This window comes from Agathobaculum sp. NTUH-O15-33 (assembly GCF_033193315.1).
Taxonomy (GTDB): Bacteria; Bacillota; Clostridia; order Oscillospirales; family Butyricicoccaceae; genus Agathobaculum; species Agathobaculum faecihominis_A.
Genome location: NZ_CP136187.1, coordinates 3,974,273 through 3,992,885, shown reverse-complemented (window position 1 = coordinate 3,992,885; position 18,613 = coordinate 3,974,273). Strand labels below are relative to the sequence as shown.

Annotated in this window: 20 protein-coding genes; 9 read left to right on the top strand and 11 right to left on the bottom strand. The window is 53.1% G+C overall.

Annotated features, from left to right (window positions below; all coding sequences use genetic code 11):
- Positions 1-37: 37 nt before the first annotated feature.
- The 7 genes from RWV98_RS19270 to RWV98_RS19240 form a co-directional block, all read right to left on the bottom strand.
- Positions 38-643 carry a DNA-3-methyladenine glycosylase family protein gene (locus RWV98_RS19270; protein WP_317862916.1) on the bottom strand — a complete coding sequence of 202 codons (606 nt, stop codon included), beginning with the start codon at positions 641-643 and terminating at the stop codon, positions 38-40.
- A 71-nt stretch (positions 644-714) separates the two neighbouring features.
- The gene (locus RWV98_RS19265) at positions 715-1,107 is read right to left on the bottom strand and encodes a thioesterase family protein (RefSeq protein ID WP_317862914.1); all 393 of its coding nucleotides are present in this window, start codon (positions 1,105-1,107) and stop codon (positions 715-717) included.
- 12 nt (positions 1,108-1,119) lie between these two features.
- A complete protein-coding gene (serS, locus tag RWV98_RS19260) occupies positions 1,120-2,403 on the bottom strand; it encodes a serine--tRNA ligase (RefSeq protein WP_280962235.1) in 1,284 nt (427 codons plus the stop codon).
- 26 nt (positions 2,404-2,429) lie between these two features.
- Positions 2,430-3,002, bottom strand: a complete 573-nt coding sequence (locus tag RWV98_RS19255; RefSeq protein WP_317862912.1) for a hypothetical protein — start codon at positions 3,000-3,002, stop codon at positions 2,430-2,432.
- An 11-nt stretch (positions 3,003-3,013) separates the two neighbouring features.
- Positions 3,014-3,886 (bottom strand): ParB/RepB/Spo0J family partition protein, encoded by an 873-nt coding sequence (locus tag RWV98_RS19250; RefSeq protein ID WP_280962233.1) that lies wholly within the window; start codon positions 3,884-3,886, stop codon positions 3,014-3,016.
- A 3-nt stretch (positions 3,887-3,889) separates the two neighbouring features.
- On the bottom strand, positions 3,890-4,666 hold the full coding sequence (locus tag RWV98_RS19245; RefSeq protein ID WP_280962232.1) for a ParA family protein: 777 nt from the start codon (positions 4,664-4,666) through the stop codon (positions 3,890-3,892).
- A gap of 234 nt (positions 4,667-4,900) precedes the next feature.
- A complete protein-coding gene (locus RWV98_RS19240) occupies positions 4,901-5,725 on the bottom strand; it encodes a ParB/RepB/Spo0J family partition protein (RefSeq protein WP_317862909.1) in 825 nt (274 codons plus the stop codon).
- 270 nt (positions 5,726-5,995) lie between these two features.
- Between RWV98_RS19240 and RWV98_RS19235 the strand changes: the two genes are divergently transcribed.
- The 3 genes from RWV98_RS19235 to RWV98_RS19225 all read left to right on the top strand — a co-directional run bounded on the left by RWV98_RS19235 (position 5,996) and on the right by RWV98_RS19225 (position 8,346).
- On the top strand, positions 5,996-6,877 hold the full coding sequence (locus RWV98_RS19235; RefSeq protein ID WP_317862908.1) for an MBL fold metallo-hydrolase: 882 nt from the start codon (positions 5,996-5,998) through the stop codon (positions 6,875-6,877).
- Positions 6,878-6,889: 12 nt separating this feature from the next.
- Positions 6,890-7,510: a helix-turn-helix domain-containing protein gene (locus RWV98_RS19230; RefSeq protein WP_317862907.1), complete on the top strand. Its 621-nt coding sequence runs from the start codon at positions 6,890-6,892 to the stop codon at positions 7,508-7,510.
- A gap of 149 nt (positions 7,511-7,659) precedes the next feature.
- A complete protein-coding gene (locus RWV98_RS19225; RefSeq protein ID WP_317862905.1) occupies positions 7,660-8,346 on the top strand; it encodes a phosphatase PAP2 family protein in 687 nt (228 codons plus the stop codon).
- 65 nt (positions 8,347-8,411) lie between these two features.
- On the opposite strand, the gene RWV98_RS19220 is transcribed toward RWV98_RS19225, so the two are convergent.
- Entirely contained in the window at positions 8,412-10,691 is a 2,280-nt protein-coding gene (locus tag RWV98_RS19220; RefSeq protein WP_317862903.1) for an S-layer homology domain-containing protein, read from the bottom strand.
- 209 nt (positions 10,692-10,900) lie between these two features.
- Between RWV98_RS19220 and RWV98_RS19215 the strand changes: the two genes are divergently transcribed.
- From RWV98_RS19215 to RWV98_RS19205, 3 genes are read left to right on the top strand one after another with little or no spacing between them, the layout of a single operon-like run.
- On the top strand, positions 10,901-12,289 hold the full coding sequence (locus RWV98_RS19215) for a glycosyltransferase family 39 protein (RefSeq protein WP_317862901.1): 1,389 nt from the start codon (positions 10,901-10,903) through the stop codon (positions 12,287-12,289).
- Positions 12,282-13,232, top strand: coding sequence for a glycosyltransferase family 2 protein (locus RWV98_RS19210; protein ID WP_280962225.1), 951 nt, complete (start codon positions 12,282-12,284; stop codon positions 13,230-13,232). The genes RWV98_RS19215 and RWV98_RS19210 overlap by 8 nt, the downstream gene beginning before the upstream one ends.
- Entirely contained in the window at positions 13,229-13,639 is a 411-nt protein-coding gene (locus RWV98_RS19205; RefSeq protein WP_317862899.1) for a GtrA family protein, read from the top strand. The genes RWV98_RS19210 and RWV98_RS19205 overlap by 4 nt, the downstream gene beginning before the upstream one ends.
- 195 nt (positions 13,640-13,834) lie before the next feature.
- Here the strand turns inward: RWV98_RS19205 and RWV98_RS19200 are convergent, their stop codons facing one another.
- Both RWV98_RS19200 and RWV98_RS19195 read right to left on the bottom strand, forming a co-directional pair.
- Positions 13,835-14,788, bottom strand: coding sequence for a hypothetical protein (locus tag RWV98_RS19200; protein ID WP_317862897.1), 954 nt, complete (start codon positions 14,786-14,788; stop codon positions 13,835-13,837).
- 2 nt (positions 14,789-14,790) lie between these two features.
- A complete protein-coding gene (locus tag RWV98_RS19195; protein WP_317862895.1) occupies positions 14,791-15,393 on the bottom strand; it encodes a DUF6345 domain-containing protein in 603 nt (200 codons plus the stop codon).
- Between the two features lie 455 nt (positions 15,394-15,848).
- Here RWV98_RS19195 and RWV98_RS19190 point away from each other — a divergent pair, with 455 nt between their 5' ends.
- The 3 genes from RWV98_RS19190 (at position 15,849) to RWV98_RS19180 (ending at position 17,573) form a co-directional block, all read left to right on the top strand.
- The gene (locus RWV98_RS19190; RefSeq protein WP_317862893.1) at positions 15,849-16,397 is read left to right on the top strand and encodes an RNA polymerase sigma factor; all 549 of its coding nucleotides are present in this window, start codon (positions 15,849-15,851) and stop codon (positions 16,395-16,397) included.
- The gene (locus RWV98_RS19185; RefSeq protein WP_317862892.1) at positions 16,390-17,094 is read left to right on the top strand and encodes a DUF4367 domain-containing protein; all 705 of its coding nucleotides are present in this window, start codon (positions 16,390-16,392) and stop codon (positions 17,092-17,094) included. Before RWV98_RS19190 ends, RWV98_RS19185 begins: the two co-directional genes overlap by 8 nt.
- A 65-nt stretch (positions 17,095-17,159) precedes the next feature.
- Positions 17,160-17,573, top strand: coding sequence for a hypothetical protein (locus RWV98_RS19180; protein ID WP_317862890.1), 414 nt, complete (start codon positions 17,160-17,162; stop codon positions 17,571-17,573).
- Between the two features lie 50 nt (positions 17,574-17,623).
- Here the strand turns inward: RWV98_RS19180 and RWV98_RS19175 are convergent, their stop codons facing one another.
- On the bottom strand, positions 17,624-18,508 hold the full coding sequence (locus tag RWV98_RS19175) for a LysR family transcriptional regulator (protein ID WP_317862888.1): 885 nt from the start codon (positions 18,506-18,508) through the stop codon (positions 17,624-17,626).
- Positions 18,509-18,613 lie beyond the last annotated feature (105 nt).

The following is an 18,613-nucleotide window of genomic DNA, read 5'->3' as shown; positions in this document are numbered from 1 at the left end:
TGCTGCCCGGAATCAATCCGGGCAGCACTTCTCATTTTTATTTTTCCGCGGCCAGCGCCCAGAGGTACAGGCTGGCGACCGTGCCGTACGGCGAAAACCGCGCGCGGTATTGCGCAAACAATTCGCGCGTCATCTCGGCAGCGCCGCACAGGCGGCACAGGCCGCGGCGGATGCCCAGATCGTCAAAGGCCATCACATCCGGCCGCCGGAGCGAGAAGATGAGCAGCATTTCCGCCGTCCACCTGCCTACGCCGGGCAGCACGGTCAGGCGCTCGATGATCGCTTCGTCCTCCATGGCGGCGATCGCTTGTGGGTCCAGCACGCCCTCTTGCGCCGCCGTGGCGGCCGACAGGATATAACCCGCCTTGCGGCCCGACAGGCCACAGGCGCGCAGCCGTTGTTCCCCGCCCCGCAGCACGGTCTCCGGCGTGAACGGTTCAAACGCGGCGCAAATGCGGGCCCATATCGTCACAAGCGCCTTGCCCGAAATCTGCTGCCCGGCGATCGAATTGACGAGCGCCTGAAACAGATCGTCGACGACCTCCCGGTTAATATGTCCCAGCCGGTCGATCGCCGCGCCGAGCGCCGGATCGGCCCGCCGCAAATAGTCCGTTTCTTTTTCACCGTATGCAAAATAAGCCATTTCCCCGCCTCCTTATCGAAAAAGGGCGCTGCATCAACGCAACGCCCTTGCCCGGGAAATGAGCGGCGCGCTCACTCCCCTTTTTTCGCAATCGCCTTTTGCTCGAACCGCGCCTTGTCCACCACGGCGCGCTGGTGCGTGCCCTCGCCGATCAGGCCGGCTTCATCATAAGCCGCGACCTTAAAGGTGAACATTTTACCGTTCGGGCTGATCTCGGCCAGCTCGGTCTCGATACGCACTTCCATGCCCTCCGGCGTGGCGGCCACATGGCTGACGTTGATCTGCGTGCCGACCGTGGTCTTGCCTTCGGCCAGTTCAGGCGCAACGCTGCCCGCCGCCGTACCTTCGATCGCGGCGATCATCATGGGGGTGGCGAACACCGCGACAAGGCCGCTGCCAACATTTGACGCGAGCTGCGCTTCGGTCACCGTAAAGCGGCGCTCGCCCTTGATTCCGATTTCCATATTGAGCACTCCTTATCTGATCTCTGTCATGCCGCCCATGTAAGGCTGCAACGGCTTCGGGATCGCGACCGAGCCGTCCTGACGCAGGTTGTTTTCCAAAAAGGCGATCAGCATGCGCGGCGGCGCGACCACGGTGTTATTGAGCGTGTGGGCAAAGTACAGCTCCTTGCCCTCTTTCGGGCGGATGCGGATGCCCAGACGGCGCGCCTGCGCGTCGCCCAAATTGGAGCACGAGCCGACTTCAAAATACTTCTTCTGGCGCGGCGACCACGCCTCCACGTCGCAGGACTTGACCTTCAGATCGGCCAGATCGCCAGAGCAGCATTCCAGCGTGCGCACCGGAACATCCAGCGTGCGGAAAAAGTCCACCGTGTTCTGCCACAGCTTCTCGTACCACAGGGGGCTTTCCTCCGGCTTGCAGACGACGACCATTTCCTGCTTTTCAAACTGGTGGATGCGGTAAACGCCGCGCTCCTCGATGCCGTGCGCGCCGACTTCCTTGCGGAAGCAGGGCGAATAGCTGGTCAGCGTCTGCGGCATATCGTCTTCATCGTTGATGGTATCGATGAACTTGCCGATCATCGAGTGCTCGGAGGTGCCGATCAGGTACAGGTCCTCGCCCTCGATCTTGTACATCATGTTCTCCATTTCCTTGAAGGACATGACGCCCTTGACCACGTCGCCGTGGATCATATAGGGCGGGATATAGTAGGTGAAGCCTCGGTCGATCATGAAATCGCGCGCGTAGCTTAGAATGGACGAATGCAGGCGGGCGATGTTGCCCTTCAAATAATAAAAGCCGTTGCCCGAGGTGCGGCGCGCCGCGTCCAGATCGATACCGGCGAGCTTTTCCATGATGTCCACGTGGTACGGGATCTCGTAGTCCGGCACGACCGGGTCGCCGTACTTTTGGATCTCTACGTTTTCGGAATCGTCCTTGCCGATCGGCACCGAGGGATCGATGATGTTCGGAATGACCATCATACGGGTGCGGACTTCCTCCTGATAGGTCTTCTCATCCTCGGAAAGCTGCTCCATCTCATCGGCCATGGCCTTGACTTCGGCCTTGACCGCCTCGGCTTCGTCCTTCTTGCCCTGCCCCATCAGCATGCCGATCTGCTTGGATTTCTGGTTGCGCTGGCTGCGCAGCTCGTCGGCGCGGGTGCGCGCCGCGCGGTATTTGGCGTCAAATTCCAGCACCTCGTCCACCAGAACGAGCTTTTCGTCCTGAAACTTCTTTTTGATGTTTTCCTTTACCGCGTCCGGATTCGCGCGGACAAATTTGATATCGAGCATGTTTTTCTTCTCCTCCAGATGTTTCTTTATTCAGCCAGTTCCTGCGTCAGTTTTTTATAAATCGCGGCGCCTTCCGCGCTGAGCAGCGCCTGATCATCCGTGGCGCCCAGCCGGTCGGCCCCGTAGACGCCGGTCAGCTTATCGATTTGGGCCTTTGCTGCCGTGCGGTCGCCCGCGCGCAGCGCGTCCTCGGCGCGCAGCAGCTGATAAACGGCGTCCAGCGCTTGCTGCTGGGCCTGTACGGCCTTCGCGGTATCGATCTCCGTGCCCTCTATGCCGAGCGCCTTACGCACGGCGGAAAGTTCCTCCGACTGCGCTGTGAGCTGCTTTTGCAAATCTTCCATTTTTTGGGTTGCACCCTGCGCCACCTTTTGCTGATCGCTGAGCTGCGTATTCAGGTTTTGCAGCTGTTTATTGCTGCGCACCTGTGAGATATAGCTGACCAAGATCAGCGCGATGGCGACCAAAAACAGACCGATGATATAAAAGGTAAGCGTTGTGCGGCTTAGCTTTTTTTCCGGCTGCATTTCGTGTCCGTCGCCCTCCACAGGCAGCTGTGCTTCGTTTTCCTCGCCCTGCGGCGTTTTATTGTCTTCCATGCGTACCTCCCTTATACACGAAGCCCGCGCAGCGCGTCGAGCAATCGTTCGAGGTCATCCGCCCCGTAATATTCCAGTGAGAGCGTGCCGCTTGTTTTGCCTTGCGCAATGGTGACCTTGCGGCCAAGCGTGCTTTCCAGTTCCTTTTCTACTTCGGCCACATAGTCCACGGAAAAGGCTTGTTTTTGCTCCTTATGTGCGGGTTTCTTATTCAGCCGCTTGGCAAGCGCCTCGGCTTGCCGCACCGAAAGGCCGACCATCTGCTCGGCCGCCGCACCGCGCTGCTCTTCATCCGCCACGGCGAGCACGGCCCGGGCGTGTCCGCCGGAAAGCTTGCCTGCCGCGACCATGCCGCGCACTTCGTCCGGCAACGCCAGCAGGCGCAGCGCGTTTGCAACGGCGGGACGGGATTTAACGACGCGCTTGGACACTTCGTCCTGCGTCAGACCGAATTCCCGCATCAAAAGATCATAGCCTTCGGCTTCTTCGATCGGATTCAGGTCCTGCCGCTGCAGGTTCTCGATCAAGGCCATCTCCATGACCTTGCCCTCGTCCGCTTCGATCACCATGGCGGGTATTTTTTTGAGCCCAGCCAAACGGGCGGCGCGCCACCGGCGCTCGCCCGCGATTATCTGGTAATATCCGGTTTTTATACCATGCCGTACCGTGATCGGCGTGATCACACCGTGCTGACGAATGCTTTCCGCCAGCGCTTCCAGCGCTTCCGCGTCAAAATTTTTGCGCGGCTGCCCCGGGTTAGGCTCTACTTTGGACAGGTCGATCGACGATACGCCATCGGCCGCGCCCGCGGCCGATAGATCGGCCACATCGCCGCCGAAAAGATTGGACAGGCCGCCGCCCAGCCCTTTTTTGGATGTGGGCATGCGTTACTTCCCCTTTCCGCGTTTGTTTTTCTTCAGGATCTCATCCGCGAGGGCCAAATAGGCTTCGGCGCCGCGGCAGAAGCGGTCGTAATCGGTAATGGGCTTTCCATGGCTGGGCGCCTCGCTGAGACGCACGTTGCGCGGCACGACCGAGCTGAACACCTCGCCGGGGAAGTGCTTTTTCACCTCTTCCACCACCTGAATGGAAAGGTTGGTGCGTCCATCAAACATGGTCAGCAGCACGCCTTCCAGCGTCAGCGCGGGGTTCATATTTTTCTTAACCATGCGCACGGTGGTCATCAGCTGGGACAGGCCCTCCAGCGCATAGTATTCGCACTGCAGCGGTACCAAAAAGCTGTCCGACGCGCACAGGCAGTTCAGCGTAAGCAGACCGAGCGACGGCGGGCAGTCGATAAACACATAGTCGTACTGGTCGCTCACCTTCTGCAATACGTTTTTCAGGCGAAATTCACGATTCTCCATCACGATGAGGTCCAGCTCCGCGCCGGCCAAATTGACATTGGCGCCGATCAGGTCGACCCACTTCGTGGAAACGATAGCGCTCTTTACATCCGGCTCATCCGCGACGACTAGGTCGTAGATCGAAGTCTTTAGCTCACGCGGGTCGATGCCGAAGCCGCTTGTCGCGTTGCCCTGCGGGTCAAAATCGCAAAGCAGCACACGCTTGCCGCGGTCGCTGAGCGCCGCCGCCAGATTGATCGCGGTCGTCGTTTTGCCGACGCCGCCCTTTTGATTGGCGAACGCAATGATCTTCCCCATGTATTCTTCCCTTCTTTTCTGTTAAGCTTTCGTTTTCGTATTCCTTTTATCTCGACAGAATTGCCCTTTTGAAGGGCTTCTGTCTTGGTTCCGTACGAAAGCGTTTTATTTACCAGACTTATTATAGCATACCGTTTGATAAATGCAAAGAAGTTTGGGACAAAAAGAAAATGTTTCACGTGAAACAAACGAAAAAGTTTGTTTCACGTGAAACATTGAAGGGGTGTCCATTCCTCAGCTTCGCGCGTTGGGGATATTAATTGTCAGCGTCAAACCATCGTCCGTTTCCTGCTGATCCACCGTAGCGCCCACGCCGGAATCAACCATCACGCCAATGGCCCGGTTCACGGTATTCAGGAAAAACCGCACATCCTTAATCAGTCGAACAATTTTCTTTTCGCTCCCCGCCGGCACTTCGGTCTCCTCTGTCAGCAGATGATCGATATACTGCTCGGTACGGCTTACGTTCAAATCATGCTCAATAATATAATGGGTCGCATTGATGCGATCCTCTTCCTTCTCCAAGCGCAGCAGGCTTCTGGCATGGCGTTCGGTCAAGCTTGCGGAGCGAATCAATTCTACATTCTGCGGCGACAAGCGCAGCAGCCGCAGCTTGTTGGCCACCGCGGATTGGGTCTTGCCCACCTTGCGGGCAGCCTCCTCCTGTGTCAAGCCATATTGCTCAATCAAACGCTTAAAACCGCTCGCCTCTTCAAAAAAGTCCAAATCGCGCCGCTGCAAATTCTCCACCAGCGCGATCGCCGAGGAGTCCCTGGAATCCGCGGAAATGACAAGGCAGGGCACGTCGTTCAGTCCCGCGACACGGGCCGCGCGCAACCGGCGCTCCCCCGCCACCAATTCATAGCCGCCGTTGGGTCCGCGCCGCACGGTGAGCGGATTAAGTACGCCATACTGCCGGATGCTTTCGGCCAGCTGTGCAATGGCTTCGGGATCAAAGTATTTGCGCGGTTGGTTCGGGTTGCGTGCGATATCGCTGATGCGCACACGGCGGAGCGTACGGTCTTCCTTGCCGGTTACTAAAGTCAAAACAGACATCATGTAATTCCCTCCTATATTTCCTTCTGGTAATAGATTACCATTTTATACCATAATGTAAAGAAAAATCGACCGCACGATTCGCCTTTTTCGACGTATATCTGCTATTTTCAGCGCTATATCTCACATTCCCACACATTTTCGGACAAAATATAACATCTTGTATTTCCATTACTAAATGTAAATTGTTTGCGAAAAAGCGTGCACACTCGACAGAGCGCCGTTCCGGGTGTACAATATCCCTATCTCTCCATCGAAAGCGAGGAAGCAACCATGTATGAACTGATACAGGCCGGCGCGCATAGCTACTATATCAACTGCCCCGCCAAGATCGGCGTTTACGCGGCCGATCCGGACGCGGTCTATTTGATCGACAGCGGCAGCGATAAGGACGCCGGGCGCAAGGTGCGCCAAATCATGGAACGGCAGGGCTGGCGCTTGCAGGCCATACTCAATACACACTCCAATGCCGATCACATCGGCGGCAACCATTATTTGCAGGCGCAGACGCATTGCACCGTTTACGCGCCGGGTATCGAAGCGGCCTTTACACGATTTCCCATTCTCGAACCATCCTTTCTGTACGGCGGCTTTCCCTGCAAGGAGCTGCGCCATAAGTTCCTGCTTGCACAGGAAAGCGACGTGACCGATCTTGCGGAAGCCCATCTGCCGCAGGGCTTCGAGACCCTTCCCCTTCCCGGTCATTTCTTTGACATGGTCGGTTTTCGCACGCCGGACGGCACGGTCTTTCTGGCGGACTGCATCAGCAGCCGCGACACGCTGGACAAATACGGCGTCCCGTTTATTTACGACGTGGCCGCCTATCTGCAAACGCTCGACCAAGTGGAAGCGCTGGAGGCCCCTCTATTCGTGCCCGCCCACGCGGAGGCGACCAGCGATGTCAGGGAACTTGTCCGCTACAACCGCGCCAAGGTGCTGGAGATCGGCGAAACGCTGCGATCGATCTGCGGTACGCCGCTCTGCTTTGAAGAAATTTTGCAGCAGGCGTTTGCGCACTACGGTCTCACCATGAATTTTGAACAGTACGCGCTCGTGGGCAGCACCGTGCGCTCCTTCCTCGCGTGGCTGAAGGACAGCGGACGGCTCGCCGCCTCGTTCCAAAACAATATGCTGTTATGGCATACATCCGCGTGAGGCGCCTTTGCAATGGAGTTTAACGAAAAGCTGCAACAGCTTAGAAAGCAGCGAAACCTCACGCAGGAACAGCTCGCCGAACAGCTCTATGTATCCCGCACGGCTGTCTCCAAATGGGAAAGCGGAAAGGGCTACCCGAATATCGAATCGCTCAAATGCATCTCCAAGCTCTTTTCCGTTACCATCGACGAGCTGCTTTCGAGCGACGAGCTGATCACGCTTGCCGTTTGTGAAAACCGATCGAACCTTGAAAAAGTATATGGCTTAATCCGCGGCATATTGGACGTAATGGCGCTTTGCTTTATTTTTCTGCCGCTCTACGGCAAGCCTTACGGCGGCTATATTTACGCCGTCAATCTGCTTTCCTTCGCCGGAACCACGGGCACATTTCTGGTCATTTATTGGGCCGTCTTTTTGATCCTGATCGGCCTTGGGCTGGCGCAGTTGGCCTTTGCCTATTGGGAGCGGCCCGTTTGGCGGGGGCGCGCGGCCAAATGCTCCATCGCGTTTCACGCCGTTGCCATCTGCCTTTTTGCCGCGACCCGAGAGCCCTATGTCACCCTTCTGCTGTTCGCGTTTTTTGCCGCGAAGGCATGGATATTGTGGAAGCAAACCCAAATCAAATCATCCTGAATTCCTGTCAAAAGGCCCTGACACAAAACGTGTCAGGGCCTTTTGAGGATTGTGACGGCACGTTTCTTGCCTTTTCCCCTGCCGCGCCACCATAATGGGAGCAGTACTTGCAAGTCGTTTCATGCCGCTAAAAGAAAGGAATATCCATTATGCAAAAGAGATATACAAAATATTTCATCCTTGCCAGCGTACTATTTTTGTGCTTCACCCTATTTACCGTGATCGTCGCCACGGTCGACGTGCAGCCGATCGGCCCGCAGCAGTCCACGGTAGGGCTTGCCACCGTCAACCAAGCCGTGTTTTCGTTTTTCGGTGTGAACCGACTGTGGTATGACGCGACCGACTATCTGGGTATCGCGGCCATCGCCACCGCGCTTGGCTTTGCGGTATGCGGGCTGGCGCAGCTCATCCGGCGCAAAAGCATCAAAAAAGTCGATCCCCGCATTTTGCTGCTCAGCGCGTTTTATGTTGCCGTGCTGGCGTTCTATGTGTTTTTTGAGCTTTGCGTCGTCAATTACCGGCCGGTCCTGCTGTCGCAAGCGCTTGAGGCTTCTTATCCATCCTCCCACACCATGGTCGTCGTTTGTTTGATGGGCGCGGCCATGCTGCAATTTCAGCATGTTCTGCGCAACAGGAAAGGATGGCTCTTGGCCGCGGAGACCGTTTCCGCGTTGGTGATCGTCATAACGGTCGTGGGCAGGCTGCTGTCCGGCGTGCACTGGTTTACCGATATTGCGGCGGGCGTTCTGCTCTCGGTCGCCTTGCTCGCGCTCTACCGCGCCGCGCTGCAATACATAGAGGAACGCGCGGATACCCTAACCGATCCGCAAGAATAAATACCGAAGCCGCTGAAACGTTAAGCTTCAGCGGCTCCGGCATTGTAGTGAAAAGTGATTTGTGCTTATTCAGTGGTTTGCCCTTTATCCGCGGTCCCCAGCAACAGCTTGGCGAACTCGGCGCGGGTGAGCACGGCGTTCGGCGTCAGCTTGCCGCCGGAGCCCGCGATCAGCTCTTCCCGGACACAGAGCGCGGCAGCCGCGCGGCGCTCCGCGGAAAGGTCGGCCGCGTCCGTAAACGGCGTGAGAATCGCATCGACCTCGTTCGCCTCGGGCGCCTTAATTTCTCTTTTGAGCAGCAGGTTTGCAAACATCTGCATCGCGTCCGCCCGGGTAACCGAAGCGTCCGGCGTAAAGCCCTCTTCCAGTCCGGTAAGCAGGCCCGCGTTCGATACCGCGGTCACTTCGTCCGCATACCACGCATCGGCTTTCAGCGTGGGCAGCAGTTCCTTCGGCGTTTCCAGCTTCTCCAGCCGCACGACCGTCGCGCACATCTCCGCGTAAGTGAGCGGCTGATCCGGCTTGAACGTTCCGTTCGCGCCCTGCATCAGGCCGCGGTCCACCACCTCGTCCACAACAGCGGATGCCCAGTGAGTCTTTGGCACGTCGGAGAAGCGCGGCTGATCCGGCCGGCGGTAAGGCGTTTGCAGGGCCACCCAGCATTCGCCCTCGCGGTCGACCACATCCGCCAGCTGTTCAAAGGTAAGCAAGTAGGTTTCCGTGTAAGCGCGGCGCGTGTCGCTTTGGTATTCATTATAATAGTAAGTCACGCCCTTGGCGCTCATTCGCGGATAGCTGTATAGGTAGATCGGGTGATCATCCGGCAGCAGATCGCGCACCATGTCGCTATAATCGCCGATCAGCAAGTCGGAAATTTTGTACTGCCCGCCGGTGTTCAGGTCAAACGCAAGGGAGTTGTTCCAGATCGAGGAGCCTTCGCCCTTGCCGCTGACACAGTTGGCCGAAACGACCAGCACGGTTCCTTCCAGCGAAACGCCGTAGGTGCCTTCCAGCGCGTCATATTCCGCCGTCACCGAAGGGCCCTTGAGGAAGAAATCGCGTATGGCGGTGTTAATCTTTTTCTGCATAGCCGCATCGGGCAGGCCGTCTATTTCCGGGAAGGAAACATTCCAGCCGTGCTCGCTGCCGTCCGCCTGATAGCCCATGAATTTCTCATAGTGCACGGTCTTGGCCACCAAACCCTGCCCCAGTTCAAACGAGGTGGGCGGGGTGAACAGCACTTGCTCGGTCTCCAAATTGATGTAGCGCACTTCGCCGTCCTGCGTTACGCGGACGACCTTGTCGGAAAGCAAAAGCGGGTCCTCCGCGTTTTTCAGGCTTGCAAAGTAGCCGCCGCTTTTACGGAAGAATATCAGGCCGCCATCCGCCATACCGTGCCACGATAAGCCGTAGCGCAGTTCCTTGAACCCGCCCACATAGGACGCGGTGCGGTACGCCACATTGCCGTCCGCGTCCACCGCGGCGGCGGAGCCGTCCTGACTGCGGGCGGCGTACAGGCCCTCGCCCATATAGGATAGGTAGTAATAGGTGGGCTCGGTCTTGAGCTTGCCGTTCACGTCGATCATGCCCCAGCGGTTGATCTGGCGCACCATGGCCGCGCCCTCGTGAAATTCGGAAATTTCAGCGTACAGGAAATCGGTCAAATATCCTTTGGAAAGCGAGTAGAGCGCGTATGTTGTGCCGCCGGATACCACGATCGTATCGGTTCCGTAGATCGACATATAGGTCGGCGTGATCTCGGCGGGCAGGCGGGCGATCTCCGCGCCGGTCGTGTCGATCACGATATAGGCGTTGTCCTCTGTTTGCACCAGCGCGCGGCCCTCTGAAAAGACGCCCGCCTTCTTGTAAGCGCCCTCAAACGCTTCTTCCCCATCTTCCTTCACATAACGGTAAAGGCCGGAAGCCGGGCTCTTGCATTTTAAAAGACCGTCGGCAAAGAAGCCCTCCGCGCCGACATAGGTGCCGATCTCCTTGCCCTCTACGGTGTAATAGACGCTGCGGTCGCTATAACGGTAGGCGGCGGCGTCCGCCGAAAACTCCACCGATACCGGCGACGCGGTGTAGGGCACGACCAGACGGCCCGTGCGGTCGATCAGCGCGGTCTGCCATTTGTTGTCCTCTACGGCGGCTAGGCCGCATTCCGCGAAATCCCCCGCCGCGTTGTAGGCAAAGGGCAGCACCGTTTGCCCGGCTTCGTCCAGATAGCCGTAACGCGTAACGCCGTCCATATCCGTGCGGGCGGCGGGAAAGACCGACCCCGCGGCCGATGCGCAAACGACCATCGTCAGCATTGCCGCGCAGGCGGCAATTAATTTCTTCAACATTTCCGTATCCATCCTTGGGTCAATATTGTATATCTTGTATGTATATCAAAATTATATCCTTTCGCCCGTCCGGCTACAATAGAATTGCAAAAAGTGTAACAATGGTGACACATGCAGCGCCCTTTTAAGGACTTTGCCCGGCTTTACTTTACCAGAATACTATGCTAGAATATATTGACTATCAGGCCGATGGAGGGGAGGCGGGCCGCATGGAAAAGACAGAAAAAACGCTAAGGCGGCTATTTCTCGTGCTGTTTACGCTGGCGGCGGCGTCCATTATTCTGCAAAACGGCGCGGTGCTCGCGTTGGCGGCGGCTGTTGGGCTTTTCTATGCCTGCCGCAAATGGGAGATCCCGCATTTTACGCTGTTTTTGCTTGGCGGCGGCGTTCTGCTTCGCGTTTGCATCGTGCTGCTGCTGCGCCCGCCGATCGAATCGGATTTTTCAGCGCTCTACGCCGCCGCATCGCAGGCGGCGGCGGGCGATTTTTCGTTCCAGACCCAGCCGTATTTCTCCATGTGGGCGTATCAAAGCGGCTTTGTCGCGTGGCAGTCCCTTTTTCTGCGCCTGTGGAACGATCCAATGTGTATCAAGCTGGTCAACTGTGTGCTTTCCGCCGGTACCGTGGTATTCCTCTACCGGCTGGCGCTCGATCGGGTGCGCGCGGAAGCGGCGCGCGCGGCGGCCCTGCTGCTCACGCTGTTTCCCGGCGCGCTGCTGCTGCCCACCGTACTGAGCAACCAAATCGCATCCGCCTTTTTCCTTGTGCTTGCCGCTTGGCTGCTGACCGGGCGGGACTGCACGCGCCTTGGCTTTTGGCGCTACCCGCTCGCCGGGCTCGCGCTGCAATGCGGCAATCTGCTCCGGCCGGAAGGCATGATCCTGCTTGTCGCGGTGCTTGCTTGGGCGGTGTTTCGGCTGCTCACGCGAAACCGTGCGGAACTGACCAAACAAATCCTTTGCGGCATGCTCGCGCTGCTGGCCGTTTATGGCGCGGCGCACGCGGCGGCTGACGCCGCGATCCGTGAAAGCGGGCTCAACCGCAATGGCCTGCACAACGGCAATCCCCTATGGAAGGTGGTAACGGGTCTCAACCCGGAAACAGACGGCGCCTATTCCGACAGCGACTGGGCCCTGCTCGAAGGCACGATGCAGGAAGGCGCACCCACCGAGGAAACCGAGCGGCTTGAAAAGCAGTTGATCTACGACCGGCTCACCGCTTCGCCCAAAACGCTGATCAAGCTTGTCTATCATAAGATCAATCGCCTTTGGGTAGGCGACGGTCTGGTTTGGATGCTTGGGCCGTTTCTCACCCAGCCGCAGCTCACATGGTATCAGTATCCGGCGGCGATCTTGACCCGGCAGGCGGATCGGGCGCTGTTTTATCTCGCCTTCACCCTGTCGCTTATCGGTCTGCTGCGCCGGGGGCGGCGCTCGGCGGACGAGCTTTTACCCTATTTTATCGTTTTCGCCGCGTTTTCGGCGCTGTTGCTGGTCGAGATCCAGCCGCGCTACGCGTATCTGCCGCAGTTGTTTCTCTTCCTCGCGGCGGCGGGCGGTCTGGACGCACTCATGAAAGGTGTGAAAAAACATGGATGAAAAAAAGCCCTTGATCTCGCTTGTCGTCCCCTGTTATAACGAGCAGGACGCGCTGCCGCTTTTTTATCAGGAAACCAGCCGCGTCACCCATGATATGAGCGAGGCTGATTTTGAATTCGTCTTTATCGACGACGGCTCGAAGGACGATACCCTATCCATCCTTCGTGCGCTCGCGGCGCAGGATTCGCGCGTGCGCTTCGTTTCTTTTTCACGCAACTTCGGCAAGGAAGCGGGCATGCTGGCCGGTTTGGAAGCGGCAAAGGGCGACTATGTCGCCCTGATGGACGCCGATCTGCAAGACCCGCCCGCCCTGCTGCCCGCCCTGCTAAAAGCGGTGCGCGAGGAAGGGTACGACTGCGCCGCCACCCGGCGCACCACCCGCAAGGGCGAGCCGCCTATCCGCTCGTTTTTCGCGCGTCGGTTTTATAAGCTCATCAATAAGATCTCTGACGCGGACATTGTGGACGGTGCGCGCGATTACCGGATGATGCGCCGCACCGTGGTGGACGCGATCCTCTCCATGCGCGAATACAACCGCTTTTCCAAGGGAATATTCGGCTGGGTGGGTTTTAAAACCAAGTGGATCCCCTTTGTCAATGTCGAACGTGTGGCGGGCGAAACCAAGTGGTCGTTCTGGAAGCTGTTTCTTTATTCGCTGGAAGGGATCATCGCTTTTTCCACCGCTCCGTTGGCCATTGCCTCGGTCGCGGGCTTTCTGATGTGCTTGATCGCGTTCGTGCTCATTGTGTTCATCGTCATCCGCACGATGCTTTGGGGCGACCCGGTGGGCGGCTGGCCCAGCATGATTTGCATCATCCTGTTTTTGGGCGGCATTCAGCTTTTCTGCATGGGCATTCTGGGACAATATCTGGCAAAAACCTATTTGGAAACCAAGAAGCGTCCGGTCTATCTGGTGCGTGAAACAGAAGAGGGCGTGAAATGAACAAACTGATCGACAAAAAGCTTTTGAAATTCCTGCTCGTCGGCGTGGTCAATACGCTGGTCGGCACGGCAATCATGTTTGGGCTTTATAATCTGGCGCACTGCTCCTACTGGGTCTCTTCCGCCGCCAATTATATCCTAACCAGTATTTTAAGCTTTTTCCTCAATAAGTATTTTACCTTTGGCAACCGGGAAAACAGCGTGTCTCAGGTTGTGCGCTTTGCGCTCAATATCGCGGTCTGCTATGTGCTCGCCTATGGCATTGCCAAGCCGCTTACCCTGTACCTGCTCGCCGGGACCGGCACCGCCGTGCGCGATAATGTTTCCATGTTCGTGGGCATGTGCCTGTTCACCGGCTTCAACTACCTCGGCCAGCGTTTTTTCGCGTTCCGGGAGAAGGAAGAATAATGCGGTGTCCCATAGAGATAAGACCCACTCCACCACATGTATAATCCGGCATTCATTTTGGGGGCAGTACATCATAGGGACCGGCCCTAGCTGTATTAATTGTGAAAAAACGCAAAACCGATGTCTTTTGGTTATATAAACCCAAAAGACATCGGTTTTTTATTTGTTTTAAATACTGGCCTGTTAGATATAAATTTACTTATCGTTTTCAAGAGAAAAACGATTTTGATGAATTGAGTCTTCCTCTCGACTACGATACTGCGCATCAATTAGAATACGTGCCGACCCATCGTTACTTGCAATTTCATATACCGGTTGAACAAATTCACTTTCTACGTCCGCATACAAAGATATTTGGACTTCTGATAAGGTACTTTGCTCCAGATCGTCTTCTCCAATATACATGAATCGGTCAGCCGCAACTTCTTCACTTACTTGCTGCACCGTTATGAGTGGAACGTCCGCTACCTTTTCATATTCATTTGCTAGTTTTTCAACTCCAACAATCTCTCCGTTAGCTCCTACGGCAATGCAAATCCGAAAAACACCGTATACGGGCTTTCCTTCTACAGTTGGATAATAAAAAATATTCCAACGTAGGGTTGTTTGCGGTTCAAAAATACCATCACCACTCTGATCAGCAACGGCGATTGGCTCGCCTAATGAGTCCATAGGATATAATTTATTGTTTTCAATAAAAGCATTTGCGATCCGAATGGACTCCTGCTTGTCTGGTACGTTTTCTGCTGTGTCAAACGCCATATCGGTTTGATAAAACCAACGTCCGCTCAAATCATCATACCCGATATACTGTGTTTGAGAAATGCTTGCCGGATCAGATAATGTACCAAAAACCGCATCACTTCTTATATTAAGTGCCTTTTTTATTTTTTCCTGCTCCTGAACGGCGTTAACTGTTTTCAGCTTATATACAGGCGCGGTTTCATCAGGTTCTATTTTTAGCGAATCCAAATTTAAAAGGTCTTTGACCTCAATTTGATTTGCGGCTTTGGGTAACTGAAGCTTGGGAAAACCCGTATCTGTCTGCTTCAACCTTTGAACGCTAAAAACAGATATCATAATGCCAGCAACCAAAATAAATAATGTTAAAACCAACAATTTACCGCGAAATTTAGTTGTTTTCATCATGATTAAACCACCTCCCCAGTAGCTGGGATCGTTACGTTAAAATGCTCTACAAATGAAGACGCACTTGAACTGCTGTATGCCGGAGCTGCCGACTTACCACTATTTAGATAATCCATGCGAGCATCTTTATAGCCAGCAACTTTAACAATAGAATCGCCATTTACTTTTTGAACTTGATAAATTCTTGCTGCGTTGACATAAGCACTGCCAACAGTTTGTGTTTTTAGCCTATCAACAAACGCTACAGCTTCACGAGAATCTAGATACATTTGACTCCCAAAACCCATTTGCAATCGGCATCCGTTAAATGTATTGTAGATTGCCCTTTGGTTTTCTGTACTGCCTCCATTGGTTAGCCAGTTGCATGTATGCATCACAACATATAGATGCTTAAACTTGCAATCAGTTTTTTTATACACTCCATCATAAAGAACTGGTCCTCCATCAGGGCCAGTATAGCCATGTCCAGACCATGCAAATAAAGTTTGAGCAGTGTTGCTGTTTGCTCGCGAACCAAATCGGCTCTTAGTAGCTGACGAATCCTTATCAATAAAAGCGCTTACAATATCAAAAGCATAAACCAATTCATAATTCAAATTTACCACATAATGCCGTCCAGAAGTACGTTATCCATATTTGTATATTCTGTAATACCCAAATATCCACAGGATATTTGGCTAGCACCTGCTGAAGTAAATAGCATTATAAAACACATTAATACTGCAATTGATTTTTTCATTGCGTAACCTCTCTTTCTGCTGTTGAAACAGCCATATATCTAGTTCCTTATCATATGCAAATAAAGTTAACATCCCCTCTCAAATAAAGTTTTTATAGGAGAATAATAGCATATTCCAACAAGATGGTATATTGCTGAAATATAAGAACTTGTGCGAAAACGTTTGTTAAATAAAACTGTAATATTTATACACACATTAACGTTCCGTTCATTAAAAAGGTAACTTCACAATTATTAGTAGGCTTAATCTCCAAAATATGTTTTTGGCTTGGCATAGCATATCAAATTATGCTATAATTTAATGGTTTAAAGGAGGGGGTCATGCTGTATTTATATGCTTTAGTAGAGGATGCACATGATATTAGTGTATTTGAACAGATTTATAAACAATTTCGAGCAGGACTCTTTCAAATTGCATATGGCATTTTGCATGATGTACAACTTTCTGAGGATGTAGTAGCTGAGACTTTTATAAAAGTAGCAAAAAATATAAAAATGATATCGCAACTATCTTGTAACAAAAGGCGTGATTATCTCGTTATTATAGTGAGGAATACAGCTATAGATGTTTACCGCCGTCGCCATCAAGAAGCGATTCCAATAGACTTTGTGGAAGCAGTTTCAGAAGTTGTAACTGTCGAAGATATAGTGCTTGGAAAACTTGGGTATTTAGAAATAGTAAATGCGATAGATAAATTGCCCCCCAAGTACCGCGACGTGATCAAATTACGTTGCCTATATCAGCATACCGCAGAGGAGACCGGTAACTTGCTTGGCATTCCAGCAAATACAGTAAACCAACATCTTGCTCGTGCAAAAGCCAAGCTATTGAAATTACTGGAAGAAGGGAGCGCATGCGGCGATGTCTGATAAAGATAGTTTTGACAAGTTAATTGAAATTGCATTAGACGAATATGTGGAATTGGACGAGAATTGTGAATTAAAAACAGAAGAAGAACTGCGGGCGAATAACATAAAGCCACATGTTTTTTCTTTAAAGTTTGAAAAGCAGATGAAACGATTAATTCATAGCGAGCAACGCAGAATTTGGTGGGTTAAACATAGAAGTGTATTTAAGCGGCTCACAGTATGCTTGGTAATACTTATAACAATTGGAGGAGTCACTATCGCCAATGTAGATGCATTCCGTATCTCTTTCCTCTCATTTTTCTTGCAATTAGATGATACTCATTCTAAAGTTGAAGTACAAAAGTCTGTGCCATCTATATCAAATGAATTTAATCATTATCTCCCTACCTATGTACCAAACGGATTTGCTGTTTCATCAGTGCAAGAGTATAAAAATGATGGAATTGATATTGAATATGTCAATGATGAAGGACAGTTTTATATATTGCAATTTAAATTACAACAGTCAAATGCTTCCATAGATACTGAAAATGCATATGTCCAAGAGTTTACAATACAAGGAACACCGGCATTAATTACTGAAAAGGATAATCGTATTGCGATTACTTGGGGTATTAATGAACATATGTATCATTTAACTGGATATATATCCAAAGATGAAGCAGTCAAAATCTTAGAAAGTATAGATTTCTCTTAATACATTGTAATTTTTCCTTCCTATATTTCGTTTATTTTAATAGAATAAATTAGGGAGGTTTTAAAATGAAAAAAAAGAACAAGATATTGGTAGTTGCCATTTTGGTATTTGCTACGGCAATGAGTTATGCTGCGGCAAATAAGATAGTTCCTTATTGGAACTATGTGACTAGTGTAGGTGGTTCTATCGATATATCATCTGGCGGAACAGCAAGCGTATCGGCCGACGGAAGTGCTGCAACCATAGGGGTGGATAACGTTAAGCTTTATGCATCGTTACAACAATTAAAAAACGGTTCATGGGTTACTTTGAAAACTTGGTCAACTGAGGCTGATGCTCGTTCAACACGTATTACGACCAAAACATGGCCTGTAGCTCATGGGTATAGTTATCGTCTGCAGATAAGTTTAGAGGCCTATAAAAATGTCACTTTACTGGAAACTGGACAACATACAGAAGATTACGGTTATTTTAAATAAAAAACAAAAAAAATCCGTCGATGTAACAACTACACCGACGGATTTTTATATTATTTCACAGCGCCCGGCGCGAGCGCTTCGCGGGCGAGTTCGATAAACGTTTTAAGCGCCGGGTGCTGTCCCAAACTTTTGTAATATACACCAAAGGATACCGGGTTTTTCTTTTCAAACGGAATATAGCGCAGCGCGGGATCGCGCAGCTGCGGCAGATCGGGCAGGAGCGTGCATCCAACGCCCGCCTTTACCAATGTCATAGCGCACTCATTATCCTCGCAAAAATACACCTGCGAAGCGGGGCGCGCCCCGGCGGCTTCGTGCTGCAAAGCGGACATGGCCTGCGGATTGCGGCGGGGATCGAACAGGATCACGCAGCCTTCATGGATATCCGCAAACGTGGCTTGCGCACGTTCCGCGAGCGGGTGCTCCGGCGATACGACCAGCGCCGCTTCGGTGCGGGCTAATTCGCTAAAACGGCACGCGGCGTTCTTTTCCTTCCAGCCCAGCACCGCATCCACCGAACCGTCCTCCAAATGGCTGCGCATGACCGATACGGGATCATTTTTCAATACCGGGTGCAGGTTGGGATACGCCCGCATCAGCCGCCGCAATACCGCGGGTAAAAACCGCGTTTCCCCCGGCGTACGGCAACCGAGGATAAAGGGCAGCGTCTCTTTTTCGGACCGGTGCCTCAGCCGCATTCTCGCCGCCTGCGATATGCCCAGTATGCTTCTGGCGTCGCCAATGAACAGATACCCCTCTTCCGTCAGTTCGACGCTGCGGGTCGTGCGGTGAAACAGTTCGGCTCCCAGCTCGCTTTCCAGCGAACGGATCTGGTGCGTCACAGCAGGCTGTGTGATATGCAGCGCTTCCGCGGCGCGCGCAAAATTCAAATGCTCGGCCACGGCCAAAAAGCATTCCAACTGAACGGTATTCATTGTCGGCCCTCCTGTTATTAATTCATTTTCTTTATTAATGATAACGCATTTGAATTTCCCTTGCAAGAAAAAGCGCGGTAAAATATAGAAGAGAGGATATCGCCC